This window comes from Tepidibacter mesophilus (assembly GCF_002724055.1).
GTDB lineage: Bacteria > Bacillota > Clostridia > Peptostreptococcales > Peptostreptococcaceae > Tepidibacter_A > Tepidibacter_A mesophilus.
Map to the genome: position 1 here is coordinate 51,088 of NZ_BDQY01000018.1, position 14,887 is coordinate 65,974.

General features: G+C 28.3%; 16 protein-coding genes. 7 read left to right on the forward strand and 9 right to left on the reverse strand.

Annotation, left to right across the window (positions count from 1 at the left end):
• Nucleotides 1-7: 7 nt before the first annotated feature.
• From Tmeso_RS11425 to Tmeso_RS11435, 3 genes are all read right to left on the reverse strand, one after another.
• Nucleotides 8-1,762 carry a flavin monoamine oxidase family protein gene (locus Tmeso_RS11425; RefSeq protein WP_187296330.1) on the reverse strand — a complete coding sequence of 585 codons (1,755 nt, stop codon included), beginning with the start codon at nucleotides 1,760-1,762 and terminating at the stop codon, nucleotides 8-10.
• A 130-nt stretch (nucleotides 1,763-1,892) separates the two neighbouring features.
• Nucleotides 1,893-2,321: a CBS domain-containing protein gene (locus Tmeso_RS11430; RefSeq protein ID WP_099191297.1), complete on the reverse strand. Its 429-nt coding sequence runs from the start codon at nucleotides 2,319-2,321 to the stop codon at nucleotides 1,893-1,895.
• A gap of 98 nt (nucleotides 2,322-2,419) precedes the next feature.
• Nucleotides 2,420-3,112, reverse strand: coding sequence for a DUF421 domain-containing protein (locus Tmeso_RS11435; RefSeq protein WP_207653854.1), 693 nt, complete (start codon nucleotides 3,110-3,112; stop codon nucleotides 2,420-2,422).
• 182 nt (nucleotides 3,113-3,294) lie between these two features.
• On the opposite strand from Tmeso_RS11435, the gene Tmeso_RS11440 reads away from it, so the two are divergent.
• The 6 genes from Tmeso_RS11440 (at nucleotide 3,295) to Tmeso_RS11465 (ending at nucleotide 6,550) form a co-directional block, all read left to right on the forward strand.
• Nucleotides 3,295-3,501, forward strand: a complete 207-nt coding sequence (locus Tmeso_RS11440) for a DUF1657 domain-containing protein (RefSeq protein WP_099191299.1) — start codon at nucleotides 3,295-3,297, stop codon at nucleotides 3,499-3,501.
• Nucleotides 3,502-3,584: 83 nt separating this feature from the next.
• Nucleotides 3,585-4,373, forward strand: a complete 789-nt coding sequence (locus Tmeso_RS11445) for a DUF421 domain-containing protein (RefSeq protein ID WP_330400348.1) — start codon at nucleotides 3,585-3,587, stop codon at nucleotides 4,371-4,373.
• Between the two features lie 14 nt (nucleotides 4,374-4,387).
• Complete coding sequence (gene spoVAC, locus Tmeso_RS11450) at nucleotides 4,388-4,867, forward strand: stage V sporulation protein AC (RefSeq protein WP_099191303.1); 480 nt, start codon at nucleotides 4,388-4,390, stop codon at nucleotides 4,865-4,867.
• Nucleotides 4,868-5,872, forward strand: a complete 1,005-nt coding sequence (spoVAD, locus tag Tmeso_RS11455) for a stage V sporulation protein AD (RefSeq protein WP_099191305.1) — start codon at nucleotides 4,868-4,870, stop codon at nucleotides 5,870-5,872.
• 15 nt (nucleotides 5,873-5,887) lie between these two features.
• Complete coding sequence (spoVAE, locus tag Tmeso_RS11460; RefSeq protein ID WP_099191307.1) at nucleotides 5,888-6,241, forward strand: stage V sporulation protein AE; 354 nt, start codon at nucleotides 5,888-5,890, stop codon at nucleotides 6,239-6,241.
• A gap of 99 nt (nucleotides 6,242-6,340) precedes the next feature.
• Nucleotides 6,341-6,550, forward strand: a complete 210-nt coding sequence (locus Tmeso_RS11465) for a DUF1657 domain-containing protein (RefSeq protein ID WP_099191309.1) — start codon at nucleotides 6,341-6,343, stop codon at nucleotides 6,548-6,550.
• 54 nt (nucleotides 6,551-6,604) lie between these two features.
• On the opposite strand, the gene trhA is transcribed toward Tmeso_RS11465, so the two are convergent.
• The 4 genes from trhA to Tmeso_RS11480 all read right to left on the reverse strand — a co-directional run bounded on the left by trhA (nucleotide 6,605) and on the right by Tmeso_RS11480 (nucleotide 10,448).
• Nucleotides 6,605-7,273 carry a PAQR family membrane homeostasis protein TrhA gene (gene trhA, locus Tmeso_RS11470; protein WP_099191311.1) on the reverse strand — a complete coding sequence of 223 codons (669 nt, stop codon included), beginning with the start codon at nucleotides 7,271-7,273 and terminating at the stop codon, nucleotides 6,605-6,607.
• 166 nt (nucleotides 7,274-7,439) lie between these two features.
• A complete protein-coding gene (locus tag Tmeso_RS16980; protein ID WP_278281456.1) occupies nucleotides 7,440-7,562 on the reverse strand; it encodes a hypothetical protein in 123 nt (40 codons plus the stop codon).
• Nucleotides 7,563-7,799: 237 nt separating this feature from the next.
• Nucleotides 7,800-9,272, reverse strand: coding sequence for an APC family permease (locus tag Tmeso_RS11475; RefSeq protein WP_099191313.1), 1,473 nt, complete (start codon nucleotides 9,270-9,272; stop codon nucleotides 7,800-7,802).
• Nucleotides 9,273-9,803: 531 nt separating this feature from the next.
• Nucleotides 9,804-10,448, reverse strand: a complete 645-nt coding sequence (locus Tmeso_RS11480; protein WP_187296331.1) for a GerAB/ArcD/ProY family transporter — start codon at nucleotides 10,446-10,448, stop codon at nucleotides 9,804-9,806.
• 725 nt (nucleotides 10,449-11,173) lie between these two features.
• On the opposite strand from Tmeso_RS11480, the gene Tmeso_RS11485 reads away from it, so the two are divergent.
• Entirely contained in the window at nucleotides 11,174-11,533 is a 360-nt protein-coding gene (locus tag Tmeso_RS11485) for a hypothetical protein (RefSeq protein WP_099191317.1), read from the forward strand.
• A gap of 50 nt (nucleotides 11,534-11,583) precedes the next feature.
• On the opposite strand, the gene Tmeso_RS11490 is transcribed toward Tmeso_RS11485, so the two are convergent.
• Both Tmeso_RS11490 and Tmeso_RS11495 read right to left on the reverse strand, forming a co-directional pair.
• Nucleotides 11,584-11,946, reverse strand: a complete 363-nt coding sequence (locus Tmeso_RS11490; RefSeq protein ID WP_099191319.1) for a hypothetical protein — start codon at nucleotides 11,944-11,946, stop codon at nucleotides 11,584-11,586.
• Nucleotides 11,947-12,397: 451 nt separating this feature from the next.
• Nucleotides 12,398-14,137 carry an ABC-F family ATP-binding cassette domain-containing protein gene (locus tag Tmeso_RS11495; RefSeq protein WP_099191321.1) on the reverse strand — a complete coding sequence of 580 codons (1,740 nt, stop codon included), beginning with the start codon at nucleotides 14,135-14,137 and terminating at the stop codon, nucleotides 12,398-12,400.
• Nucleotides 14,138-14,887: the final 750 nt, after the last annotated feature.

Here is a 14,887-nt window from a genome sequence, read left to right on the forward strand (position 1 = left end):
CCTGTCCCTAGGCGCTACCTTTTGGAGATTTATGAATTTTACAATATTCCACTAAAGAGTTCGCCGCCTTCATTCCACTATTTAAAGCTCCTTGTTGCCATGCATGTGTAGCAGATGTATGTTCACCCGCAAAAAATACTCTATTATTATATTCAGGTTTTACCATAGCATATGAAAAAATTCTTTTCTGTTCTGGAAAAAAGTAAGCAAAAGCACCATAAAAATTTTCTTCTTCATACCATTGTATAGTTTTATAATCTTTTACTACTGAATCAAGATAACATTTTTCAAGTCCATGAACAGCTTCTACTTGTTCTTTTACTTCTTTAAAGTGCAGTCTTTCACTTAAATTTCCTAACCTTACTGCATCCTGAGAAAAATTATATGACGCTAAAAGAACTCCCGGATCATCAGGTGAGCAATTTCTTCTAATGCTCCAATTATCAAAAGTAGATTCACCAAAACAAGATTTTCTATTATCATCTGGGATACACTTTGCATGATCAGAAGGATACCAAATACTAGTAATAGGCAAATCAGTATATGAACCTCCTCCTATAATTCCTTGTTCTTCCCAAAAACGCTTATTACAAAGAAAAAATGTTTTTTGAGAATTTGTATAGTTAACTTCTTTTATAGATTGCATCTTCATAGGACTGAACAACGGATTAATATTAACATTTCTAAGACTTGAAAATGGTATAGTACAGATAACATAATCAAATGTTTCTTGTAAATATTCTTTTGAATTCTTATTTTTATAGTTTAATACAACTTTATTTCCAGTTTCCAATCTACTAATTGTTGTAACTAAATTTCCAGCTTTCCACGTAACCTTGCCCAAATCATTATTTGAAATTTTTTCATATTCATTCGGTTTTTTAGATATTAAAGATTTATAAAAAGCAAGAGGCAGATTTACCATGCCACCTTTAATTTCATATAAAAATGAAAAATTTACCGGATATTCTTCTTGTAATATTTCAGAGTAACTGTTGTAATAAAAAGAACCTATAAAAGGAGAAATACTCCCTATAAGATTTAAAGCCCCCTGGCTTAATTTCATTAATTCAAGAACTTGGCGAGTATTGTAATATGTCCAGTAATTAATGGGCGGACTATATTTCATCTTAACTTCTAAAATTTCTTTCCTTAAACTTGGATTAATGCTAGCTAAAGGAGTACCTACTCCATATTGTATAAGTTCTTGCCACGGAGTTCTCCTTTCCCATGGGTTTAACTTAAATTGAGGATAAATTTTTTCCATTGCATTTTTTCCACCAGGATCATTTCTAACTCTTATATCTCTTACATATAAAAAAGCATTTTTATTAGTTTGAACAAATGGTCTGGTATTTAAGTTGAAAAGATTTATGTAATGCCATGTAGTTTCATGGCTTACTGGAATACGCATAGCTCCAAGTTCTCCATAAAGTTTTTTGTCTTTATCAAAATAATAAGTATAAACTCTTCCTCCTACACGATCTTCTGAAGCTTCAAATATAGTAGTATCAAATCCAAGCTTTCTAAGTTCAAATGCTGATGATAAACCAGCTAACCCTCCACCTATTATACCTACTTTAACTCCTTTAAAGCTTCCTGGTGATGCTATACTCGTAATATCAGATGGTGGACTTAACAATTTTACAACATTATTAAAATCCTCTAAACGATTAACATTTTTCAATCCATATTTAGTCAATTCATATCTTTGTACATTTGTAGGATTATCAGGCTGTGTAGGTATAGAATTTATTTTCATAATAATTTCAACTCCTTAAAAACTACATTAATATAATTAAGTATATTAATCTAATTCTAATAAAATGAGTAAAATTATTATACATTGTAAAAGAGAGAGCAAATGCTCTCTCTTTGGTTTCTACAGTTTTTTATTTCATTCCATGATCTGGTTTTGAAATCGAACTTAAAGCATCACCAGCTTCATTGACATGTATATTTACATTTGCTAAATCTCCTAATGAAAGAATTCCAACAATCTTATTATTTTCAACTATTGGTAATCTTCTTATCTGATTTTGAGCCATCAATGAAGCTGCTTCATGAGCATCTGTATCAGGAGTTGCACTTATAATATTTTGACTCATTATATTTCCTACATTTTGATTAGCCCCATTATTTTCAGAAACACTTCTTAAAACTATATCTCTGTCTGTTATCACTCCAACAGGACTCTGACTTTCATCGCAAACAGGAACTATACCAACATTTAGAGATTTCATAATATTTGCTGCTTCTGATATATTGGAATTTAATCTTACATATGATACGTCTTTTGTCATTATATCTCTTACTTTCAAAATTAAAACCTCCTCTTTTTTTGATCATTATTAGTTTTCCTTTTTTTAAGAAGTTTTATTTATAAATTTTAAAAAATAATTTTTTTACCAGAGATTTTTTACTTTTCTTTCTTTTTTACTATATGAAGTCCTTCATCTTGCTTCCATTCAGCATAAAGAATTTCTTTTATTTTACTTACTCTGCTCGTATGAAGCTGTTTATTAAGCCATTTTTCATCAAATCCACAAGTTTTAACGTTATCCCATAAAATTTCTCCATCTAATATAAGCGTAACTGGTAAATATGCAGGTTTTTCTGATAAATTTAAATCTTCATTTGTAGGATTATTATATTTTGATTTTTTTAAAACACTAATAGCACCATTAGTTTCTAATATAGCGTATTGAATTTCACGAATAGAAAATATATCCTTCGCTCTTAATAAACTTTGTAATTCATTTATATCTAGTTTTTCCTTTTTTAATTCTTTAAAATCAATTTGTCCATTTCTAATTATAATAGAAGGTTTACCTTCAAAAAATTCTCTTGACCCTTTAAATTTTTGTGTTATTAATTCAATTATATATAATAATAAAGCCCATAAGAAAACTGCATATAAAATGTAGAATATATTAATATCTTCATCATAAATAGCGTTACCTACTAGTTCTCCTAATACTAATGCAGATATGAATTCAAAAGGAGTAATTTGACTTATTTGAGTTTTTCCTAAAACTTTAGTAATCATAAGCAATACAAAAAAACCAATAATTAATTCAATAGTTAAATTTGATATATTTGATATATTCAATCATTTCACCTCAATTCTATTTTGTATTATATACTTATAAAAATTAATGTATGCATTTTTTCGAAAGTGTTATGTTATATGGAAATCATTTCAAAATATTAAAAACTTGTATTGTGAATGAATAATTAATAATTGCAAAAAATAGATATAAAGTAAATTATACACTAGAAAGGATGATAATAATGTCTGTTGGTGCTAAAGTAAAGCAAACTTTAGCTAGTTTAAAAGGTACTCAAAGTACTTTAAGGCTATATTCAATACAATCTCAAGATAAAGAAATAAAAGAAACATATAAAGAAGCTTTAAATATAACTAATGATATAATTAATGATTTAGAAGAGAGGATAAAAATTTTAGAATTTGAAGAACCACAATATAAAGGTTATTAAGTGAGGTAGATATGAAAACGTGGATTGAAATATTAGTAAGATCAATAGGTTTATTTTTGTTAACTCTACTATTTATTCGAATCATGGGAAAAAGACAATTAGCTAAAATGACACCGTTTAATTTTATTAGTTATACTATCATTTCGATTTTAGTTGCTTTAATTTCAACAAATATAATTAAAAATTTAGCATTTGGGTTTATTTCTTTAGGAGTCTGGATTTTATTTACTATAGGTCTAGACTATTTATGTTTAGCAAGTAAATTAATTCATGATTGGGTATACGGAAAAGAAACTATTTTAATAAAAAATGGGAAAGTTATGGAAGAAAACTTAAGTCAAGTAAGATTTACAGGAGAGGAATTATTAAGAGAATTACGATCTAAAAATGTGTTTAATTTGATGGACGTTGAATTTGCTCTAATGGAATCAACAGGTGAAATTAATCTTCTATTAAAATCGGACAAAACACCTATTACATCACATGACTTAGGAAAGCAAGTATCACCACAATCCGAATCTCAAACAGTAATATTAGATGGAAACATAATTGATGAGGCTCTAACTAATAGAGAATTGAATCGAGGATGGTTAAATACACAGCTAGAAAGTCTAGGCGTATCTTTAGATAATATTTTTATTGGTCAGGTAGATTCTTCTGGAGATTTATATGTAGATCTTTTTGAAGATTCTATACAGATTCCTAAACCTCAAGTTAAAGAGCTAATTTATGCTAATCTTGAAAAAGCTCAAGCTGATCTTCTTAGTTTTGCATTAGAAACAGAAAATCAAAAAGCAAAAGATATGTATTCAAATGATGCACAAAAACTTCAAAATATTGTAAAAAAACTAGAACCTTATTTATTACATTAGAAGGTGATGATTAAATGTCTAATAAAAAAAAGAAAAAACTAACTCCTATTCAACAAGAATATCAAGATTTTGCAAAGTCTAGGGAGCCAAAGAGAAAAGTTCTTCGCAATTGTTTTAGAGCATTTATTTCTGGTGGATTTATTTGTACTATAGGGCAAGGGCTTCAATGGGTGTTTATTAACCACTTCAATTTCACAGAAAAAACAGCAGGAGATCCAGCCACAGCAGTTTTAATTATTATTGCAATTTTGCTTACTGGATTCGGTGTGTATGATCATATTGCTCAATGGGCTGGAGGTGGCACTATAATTCCTATTACAGGGTTTGCTAATACTATGGCTTCAGCTGCTATTGAGCATCGTAGTGAAGGATATGTTCTTGGAGTAGGCGGAAATATGTTTAAAATATCAGGTTCAGTAATTGTTTATGGTGTTTTTTCAGCATTTGTGGTTGCTCTTATTAAAATTACAATTCAATGGTTAGGTGGGATGTAAATGTTAAAAGGACATCAATCGTGGGTATTTGATTCAAAACCTGTTATAATTTCTTCTTCTGCTGTTGGAGGTCCTTTTGAAGCACAGGGGAATTTAGCTGATGATTTTGATATTCTCCATGATAATATATGGCTAGGACAAGATAGCTATGAAAAAGCAGAAAAAAAACTATTAGAACAATCTTGTGAAAAAACAATTCAAAAAGCTGGACTTAAGAAAGAAGATATTCAATTTTTCCTAAGTGGAGATTTGATGAATCAGATTATTTCAAGTTCTTTCGCTGCACGTACTCTTGGAGCACCCTTTTTAGGTATATTCGGAGCTTGTTCTAGTGCTATGCAAGGATTAGCTTTGGGTAGCTTGCTGATTGATAGTAAGGCTGCAAACTATGTTTTAGCGGGTGCATCTAGTCACAATGCATCAGCTGAAAAACAATTTAGATACCCAACAGAGTATGGTTCTCAAAAACCTCCAACTGCTCAATGGACTGTAACTGGTGCTGGAACAGGTTTGTTATCAAATAAAGGTGAAGGACCACGTGTTACATCAGCTACGATTGGGAAAGTAATAGATATGGGTCTTTCTGATCCATTTAATATGGGGGCTGCCATGGCTCCTGCAGCAGTTGATACAATTCAGGCTCATTTCAGGGATTTAAATATTGACCCATCATATTATGATATTATTGCTACTGGAGATCTTGGAAAAATAGGGCATACAATTGCAGGAGATTTATTGATTAAACATGGATTAAAAATCCCGTCTAATATATTTACAGATTGTGGAATAATGATATATAAAAAAGATCAACCCGTTATGGCAGGAGGTAGTGGATGTGGGTGTTCTGCTACTGTAACTTATGGACATTTCCTTAACCGTATGAAAAAGGGAGAATTAAAAAGAATATTAATCATAGCAACTGGAGCTTTATTATCTCCTATTTCATATCAGCAAAAGGAAAGTATACCCTGTATAGCTCATGCAGTATCGATAGAAATGGCTTAAAAGGAGGTCTAAATATTGGAAAAATTTATTTGGGCATTTTTAATAGGTGGGGCAATATGTGTTATTGGACAAATTATGATTGATGTATTTAAACTTACTCCTGCTCATACAACAAGTACATTAGTTGTAATAGGAGCAATTCTTGGAGGCTTTGGATGGTATGAGCCTCTAATAAAATTTGCAGGCGCAGGAGCTTCTGTTCCAATAACTAGTTTTGGAAATGCCTTAGTTAAAGGAGCTTTAGCAGAAGCAAAAAGAACTGGTATAATTGGTGTTCTCACAGGAATTTTTGAAGTTACCAGTGCAGGGATTTCCTGTGCCATAATTTTTGGATTTATGGCATCGTTAGTATTTAAGCCTAAAGGTTAATGGATAAACATTCTATAATTAACTTTTTATTAATGATATATATTTGTTTTAAAAGTTAATACTATTTTTAATGAGTTAATAACAAAGGAGGGTTTTTTAATGAGTACAATAAATAAATTAGAGCAAGCATTAGCAGGTGCTAAAGGTTTAGCATCCCAATTCAAGACTTTTTCATTAGATACGGATGATCAAAATGCAAAACAAATGTTTAATCAACTATCACAAAATGCTGAAGATATGGCACAACAGCTTCAAGGTAGAGTTGAATATGTAAAAAATGAAGAACCTCAATACAGACAACAACAATAAAACAAAAAGTCACATTTCTAATTTAAGAAATGTGATTTTTATTTTATAAGTTTTTTATCTTAGATATATAAAAATACCAAAGAAATGTATAACGCTACCAGCTAAGACAAACATATGCCATATAGCATGATTATATGGTATCTTTTTTATAGCATAAAATATAGTACCAACTGTATACATCATTCCTCCAGCTAAAAGCCATATAAAAAATTGAACTGGAACCACTTTAATCATAGGTTTTATAGCAATAACTAATAACCATCCCATAAAAATATATAAAGATAGTGAAAGCACCTTATATTTTTCAAAATTATTAAATGTTAGAACTTTAAATGTAATTCCCAGCAACGCAATTATCCAAATAGCGCTCAAAAGACCTATTCTCCAGTACCCTGTCATAGATAATAAAATTACAGGTGTACATGTTCCAGCTATACATAAATATATAGAGGAATGATCAAATAATCTAAATATTTTCTTTAATTTTTCTTGTTGAAAACTATGGTACAATGTTGATGCTATATATAAAGAAATTGACCCAAAACCATATATACTAAAAGCAACAATCGATATAGTATTCTTTTCTGAAATTGAGTAAACTAAAAGAATTGTTAATGTAACAATACTAAATAAAGCTCCAATACCATGAGTCACACTATTTGCGATTTCTTCTTTTATTGTGTATTTAGGTTTTGCTTTGAGACTGTAATCTATAGGTTTCATCTAATACCTCCTTATATGTATTATTTTATCTATAAATATATTATATCAAATATATTTAATTATATTATTAAATATTAAAAATAAGCATATTATGCTTATTACTATTCTAATACAAAAAAAGAACAACTTATTTCTTCTTCTCTTTTATTACTATAAACTAGCTCAATCATATTTTATACTTAGAAATACTTACATAATTTTGAGTTACCTTATCTATATGTACAAAAGCACTACTTTTTGTCATAATCCAACTTAATTTCTCGTGTATATAATTTATACATGCTAACATTTAAAAGTTTTAATTTGCATTATCAATATCAGTGTAATTTTTTCACATATATCCAGTAATTAGTGTACAAACTTTATCATTTTATTTTTCTTTCAATATTTAACAACTTAATTCTTACTAAAAAAACAGCTAAGGCTTTAAAGCTTTAGCTGTTCTAAATTTGTTATATTCTGATTATTTTATCCAAAAGTTACAGGTTCAGTTGAGATAAAAATTCCATCTGAATTAAGTTTTGCGTTATGCAATAGTATCTACATTTTCTGAACTATTTAAATCATTTTTGTTATTTGTTTTCTTTGCAATTATAGGTAATATTAATCCCAATGCTATAAGAATAAATGGAGTTAAAACATTAAGAGTTATTTGGAAATACCATTGTGATGTATATGTATCTATGCCTTTTGGAAACATACCCATAATACATACAAAAGCAGTAAATACAAAGCACCATAAACCAATTCCGAATCCAAGCTTAGAACTTTTTACAAATTTATATTCTGAAGAATATTTTCCAGCAGCAGCTTTTCTTAATGCCATATATGCTAAGAATACCCATAAATATCTCATTGGCATAACAATTGAATTTAAGTCTAATAGCCAGTTATACAGCGAATTCATATCACCAATACCTAACGCAGGTATTATTATTAAAATACCAACTAAAACAGTAACTAATTTATATCCATTAATTGGGGCTCCATATTTATTAGTTTTAGTTAATGCTTTAGGAATATATTTTGAATCAGCATCTGCTATTAATACTTTTAATGGAGCATCTATTGATATCATTAATGCAGATATTTGAGCCGTTGTATTAGATAAAGCATATAAAATTAAGAATACATTTCCTAACCCATAATACTCACCCAACTTTTTAAATGCATAATATTGTCCGTTCATTTTTAAATCTGAAGCAAGATTATTTGCATCAAACATCATTCCCATTGCATACGAACCTAGTAGTGCTGATATTGCTACCATTACTGCTAAAGCAATCATTCCCTTTGGAAATCCTTTAGATGGATTTTTCATATTATTAATATAAGGAGCTATTTTTTCTGATCCACCTACGGCAAATACCAACATAGATATTGTCGTAAAATATGTAAAATCAAAATTTGGAATAAATGTTTTAAAACTCATATCTGTTGTTGCAGGCTTAATACCTGTAATTGCAGGTGCTGTAATCATTAATAATATATATAATAGCGACATTATAAATACTGATGAACCTGCTAAAGTTCCTATTCTCTTCAGTGAAGTAATACCTCTTGATGCAATCCATACGAAAAATATAAATACAAATAATGAAACTGTTTGTAAAATCAACGGATCAATGCTTTTAACTATACTTCCATCTTGGAATGCTGCCCAACTTAATGCTATCATTACACTTTGAGGCTTTTGTGCTAAATAAGGCACATGTACAACCCAATAAGTCCATCCTGCTAAATAAGCTAATCTGCGACCCATTGTAGTGCTTATCCATGAACTTACTCCACCTTTCCCCTCTCTAAAAGTAGATCCTAACTCTCCTACCATTAATGCATATGGTATAAAATACATTCCGATAATTAATATCCATGATACAATTACTTGTAATCCTTGATTAGCAAAGTTGTTAACAACATTACCAAAACCCCATACAATAGCAAAACACATTAAAGCGAGATTGCGCCATGTAATATTTTTAGATTGATTATCAGTCATAATGTAAATCTCCTCCTGTTTAATTCAATGCTTGAAATCGTTTGCAAGCACCGTGTTTTTTTCTGTATTCTCTGTGCTATAATTATGCCTTCTTAATATTAACATTAGTCCAATTATTTTACAATCATTTTTGCAATTTTTCTTGCAACATAACATTTTTTCTCAATATCTAAGTTACATTTTTTCTTTAACTATATTCTCATTTTTTCGCTAAACACCTTGTTATTCAGCATTTTCTGAATTTTAACCATTTCTTTTATGCATTTTCATTTTTTTGACTATTTGCAATTTCTCTTGCATATAACTTTTAAATATTAGGTATATCAAACTAATATCTTTACTAAAGTAGTAATTCTACTTTTAAAATTCCATTTCATATATTTCTACCCTTTTCACCATATATCCAATATTTATTCGAGCAACAGCAGCATGTGAAGGAAAATAAAAGGATGTATATACATCTACCCCTGAAGTTAAAAGTTCTGATAGTGCAGTTATGAATATTAAAAATCCTCCAATGACTAATCCTAATTAATATACTCTATATGGTGATTTTTTATATTTCAATGATGAAAAAACGTAACAGAACAAAATGGTTTCAGCAAAAGGGAACGAAAATACTGCAAACGCTCCTTGTAAAACAGGTTTTATGCCCTTATATAATACTGGCTGAATATTATTAATATCCCAATTAGGCGTTAATAATGATGTCCCAACAATTGCTGTAAATATAAATCCCCATATACTAAATTCTCCCCATCTACCTAATACCTCTATACCTTCCTTAATTGCCCAAGAACATAAAAATATAATACATGTCATAGGTACAATCTTTGGCGTTTTCCCTATTGATACAATAGTAGGAAAGTCACCAAAATCCGTTAGAACCAATGTGCCTAAATGAAGGGCAAACCAAATATATAATAAACTAATGATTTTTCCCAAGAACTTGCCAAATACTAGTTCAAGAATATCAAATAAATCTTTCTGTGGAAAAAGAGAAAGTATTCTGGCATAAATCATTAATATAGGAAATGCATATAAAATTGATAACAAAATAGACAACCATGCGTCTTGTTCCGCTTCTCCTCCTGTCCCAAACAATAAAGTGCTTCCTCCTATGAATAAGATTATAAGAGAAGTAGCTTGTCTATCAGAAATAACCTCTTTGCTCAATATTTATTCCTCCAAATTATAGTTAATTACCATCTAATTACCATTTACTTAAATATTTGAATTAAATTAATTTATTATATAGTTAGTTTTTCCATATTAGTGAAATTCATTAAACAATTTTCCAATAATCCTAATATACGATAACTCTTCGTAGAGTTCTTTCTATTATTTACAATTTAAAATCCTATCTTATTAAACCATCTGAGTACTTCACAACTTTTTGAGAGTTCAAAGATTAACCAAAGGAGGTAAAATATTAAAAAACAAAAATATGACATAATTGTGCTATATATATATAGGTGATATAATAGGTTTAATTATGGAATATTCTGTAATCATCTCAAAGTAGTTTATTTAATTAACGATAAATATGTAAGAAGAGTGTTTTAGATTAAAAAAAGTATTGTTTTTATTTAATTTTTCATAATTTATATAATGCTTATATTCACATCATCTACTATGTCTGCTTCTTTATTTTCACAAAAGTAATAAAATTTTATTTTCACAGGATATAAACTAGCCTAATAACCCTTCAAAGTATAAGATTTGTATACTTGATATTAATAGCAATAATCCTGATATTAGTAGCTATAATATAGAAAAATCAAATATTGTTATTCCTACTAAGTAAATAATGTAATGTTCCAAAAATCTCATCATTGTAGTAAACTTCAATTAATGATTAAAAAAACAGATAAAAATTTAATTTCTAATAGGGGGTATATATGATAGATATCTTATTATGCATTATTTCGATATTGTGTTTAGTTTATATTTTAAAACTAACTATAAATGCTTTTAATAAAAACAAATATAATCCTTGTATTTTTAATATAGGTAATGGACTTGATTTTAAATTATCAAATATATTTTGGTATTTTGGAGTTATAATTCCTACTAAGTATATAAAAACCCACTATATAAAAGATTTACTAGAAATCATTATACTTATAGTAATTGCTATAGTAATTACTGTGTTAAACATTAAGTCATATAATAAGTTAAAGCAAAAAAATATATTAATACAAACGGGAATATTTAATGTATTTATAATAACAATTTTATACATAATAATTGGCATATAAGCAAAGAGGTATATTATCGCCTATTAGCGATAATATACCTATTTAAAAGTTTATTTTACATAGCTTATACTTTGTATTTCCCATTTCTTTCCTTGTTTAATAGTTCTTTCATATAAATCAACTCTAAGTGTAACTTCATCTTCTTTTCTTGTTTTTTCTAAAATATCTTCAATAAGATCGTCTTTGTATTCTAAGTAATCAGAAAACAATGTTGAAAGTCTATTGTAGCTTATCCCAACACCTACACCTAATGCTGGATGAATAAAAGCACATGCTATCGTAACAAAATCACCAATTATTTCATTTGTTATTGCTTGTGAGTGTTCATATTTTTCCAGTAAATCTTGAAGATCCCCTCTGCTAAAAGTTTGTGATACAGTTTTTCTTTTTATCATTCCGTCTCCTCTACCCATGATAAAATTCCTCCTTTATTTTTAAATTTTATTATTCTGTAAGTCTTAACTTTCTGGCCAGTTTGTTTTGACTTACACTATATAAGAGACGTTTTAAAGCTAAATAATCAACCACTTTCAAGATTTCCTATCAGCTAATTTTCTCTTACACCTAATAAAGACGCTTTTATTTTGAAAATGTAAACCTTAAATAGTAATTTTTTTAAATTTATTAAAAAAGCCATCTTCATTTTCAAAGATGACTAAAGTATTCTTTATATTTAATTGCTTAAATAACTTCGCATAATGTACGTTATCATATGAAAATTCAACTATACCTAAAATTCGCATTTAAGGGCTTAGTATATAATCTGATTTCTAAAATTTAATTTATCAATAAGTTATTTGATTTAGTAGATTAAAAGCTAATTGAGATGGGGATTATAACTTATTTCTGTAAAGAATACACTATTTAAAGTAACTTAATCAGCTGTTCTAATTCTTTAGATAAAATTTTTGCAAGTTCAAAATCAGTATCTTTTAAAGCCAATGCTATTTTCGTTTCAACTGATTTTTTCTTTTGTTCAATTTCTAAATAGTCTTTATCAAAATGACTAGTATAAATCATCTTTCTAAATTTTCTCATGCTCATTTTTCTAATTGTCTTATTCTCAATGATTAAAACATAATCCATGCAGTTTATTATAGAATAGTAATCATGAGAAATCATTAGAATCGCACCGTTATAGTTTTCTATGGCTTTTTCAAGTGCTATTTGTGAATAAGTGTCTAAATGACTTGTCGGTTCATCAAGAAGCAACATGTTTGCTTTACTAGCAGAAACTTTAGCTAATTGAAGTATATTCTTTTCTCCACCAGATAAAGATCCTATCTTTTGATTAATGACTTCTTCATCAAAACCATAGTTTGAAATATATGATTTAATCTCTCGATAAGTTTTAAATCCTGCATCGAAGAACTCTTCAAGTATTGTATTAGACTCATTTAGTATTTCTCCTTGAATCTGAGATAAATAAGCCAATTCAACCTCATCATTTAATTCAATGGAATCACTATTATTTTTAAATATTTCTCTCAATAAAGTCGTTTTACCCGTACCATTTGAACCTATAAGAGCCACTTTATCAGTAGATTTAATCTCAAAGTTAACATTTTCTAAAAGCCTCTCATCAAAGGTAACACTGTAATTATTAACTTTTAAAGCAATGGTTTCTTCGATTTTATTATCAGTAGCTAAACTGATATCAGGTTGTTTAATATCTACAAATGGTGCTTTAATTCTACGATTTTCTAATCTTTCTTGAATTTTAACTCTAGCTTTTAAAGCTTTCCCATTAGAAGCGTCCGCATTATTAGTTGCGATAGTTCTTAACTTATTGATTAAGATCTCATTTCTCTCAATTTCTTCATTATCAGTAATAGCGAGTTCTTGTAACTCAATTTTAGTTTGAAGTAATGAGAAGTTATAGTCAATATATCTTCCATCAAACTCTTGAAGTTCCATATTTTCAAGGTGTATAATTTTGTTAAAACAATTATTCAATAGATATCTGTTGTGCGTAATAATTAACATTGTTTTTTTATGAGAATTAATTAGATTTTTAAGAGAATTAAGGTTTTCAAAATCTAAAAATGCATCTGGTTCATCCATAATCATTAAGTCTGGACTATTAAGCATTTCCTTAATCACTTGAATAAGTTTGAATTCTCCACCACTAAGTTCAGATATCATTAAATCTTTATGCTTGATTAGGTTTGCAAGATTTAATTTTTTATTAATATTGCTTTCGAAATCGTCCCCACCAATTGCATCAAATGCGTCTAAAGATTGTTGGTACTTTTCTAGTAAAGTATCAATATCCGAAGATTTTTCCATTTCAGTACAAATAGATGTCATTTCATTTTGTAGCTTAATAAATTCTTCTCCTATATATTCGAAAACTGTAGTTTCTTTTGTTTTGTCTAGTTGTGAAAACTGACTTACATACCCAATTTTACAATTTGGATTCATCTCTAACTTACCATCGAACATATATCTTTCTGGATCCATAACGATATCTATCAGTGTACTTTTCCCACTACCACTTGTTCCTATAAAAGCACAATGTTGACCCTCTTCTAATGTAAATGAAATCTTATTATATAAATCTTTTTGCGGAAATGAGTAGGACAAGTTATCAACTTTTATCATATTATTACCTCTCTTTATCAATTGAAAAGAGCTTATAAAAATAAGCTCTTTAATATATTATTCCCAGTCGCAATTTCGCAATTGCTTATTATCCAGTAAAGACATTCTTTTTTTGAGTTTACCGTTGATATCATAACACTTTTTGCGACTAATTTCAATCATTTCATATTAAAATTTTTCGTAACATAAATCAATTCTAATAGATGAAAGAGAAAAATATATTCATATGTTAGAAGATAATAGTGATGATTTAGAAGTTATTTTCACTGTAGATATATAACCTTTTTTCCATTAATAACCGATTTTACTTTGCATAACTCAAATTAAGCAAATTCTAATCTCGTAAATCTAAATTTACAGGAAAAGATGAATCGATAAAAAATTAATTTTTATAAATTTCTTCTATGAAAATCATCTAAAATTTAGATTATTGTCAAAACTTGAGATTTATTGCCTGAGAAATAATTCTATTACCATATAAAAAATAATGCTTATTATAATTTAAAATGTCCCCTATAGAGTAGACACTATAAAAAAGTCTACTTTATAGGGTGTTTTTATGTATAATTAAATAAATGAGAATTCGGGGGAAAAAAAATGAGTAAAAAGATGGATAGGCTACACTTAATTAGACAATAAATACTCGGACATGATAATATTAATTAAATAAAATCGGAGGAGATATCATGTCTAATAAACATAAAAGATATACAGATGAATTTAAGCAACAAATAGTAAACTTAGCTAACA

Coding starts and splice junctions, on each gene's coding strand:
- Tmeso_RS11425 (WP_187296330.1), bottom strand. CDS start 1,762: ATGAAAATAAATTCTATACCTACACAGCCTGATAATCCTACAAATGTA.
- Tmeso_RS11440 (WP_099191299.1), top strand. CDS start 3,295: ATGTCTGTTGGTGCTAAAGTAAAGCAAACTTTAGCTAGTTTAAAAGGT.
- Tmeso_RS11445 (WP_330400348.1), top strand. CDS start 3,585: ATGGGAAAAAGACAATTAGCTAAAATGACACCGTTTAATTTTATTAGT.
- spoVAC (WP_099191303.1), top strand. CDS start 4,388: ATGTCTAATAAAAAAAAGAAAAAACTAACTCCTATTCAACAAGAATAT.
- spoVAD (WP_099191305.1), top strand. CDS start 4,868: ATGTTAAAAGGACATCAATCGTGGGTATTTGATTCAAAACCTGTTATA.
- Tmeso_RS11465 (WP_099191309.1), top strand. CDS start 6,341: ATGAGTACAATAAATAAATTAGAGCAAGCATTAGCAGGTGCTAAAGGT.
- trhA (WP_099191311.1), bottom strand. CDS start 7,273: ATGAAACCTATAGATTACAGTCTCAAAGCAAAACCTAAATACACAATA.
- Tmeso_RS16980 (WP_278281456.1), bottom strand. CDS start 7,562: ATGTTAGCATGTATAAATTATATACACGAGAAATTAAGTTGGATTATG.
- Tmeso_RS11475 (WP_099191313.1), bottom strand. CDS start 9,272: ATGACTGATAATCAATCTAAAAATATTACATGGCGCAATCTCGCTTTA.
- Tmeso_RS11485 (WP_099191317.1), top strand. CDS start 11,174: ATGATAGATATCTTATTATGCATTATTTCGATATTGTGTTTAGTTTAT.
- Tmeso_RS11490 (WP_099191319.1), bottom strand. CDS start 11,946: ATGGGTAGAGGAGACGGAATGATAAAAAGAAAAACTGTATCACAAACT.
- Tmeso_RS11495 (WP_099191321.1), bottom strand. CDS start 14,137: ATGATAAAAGTTGATAACTTGTCCTACTCATTTCCGCAAAAAGATTTA.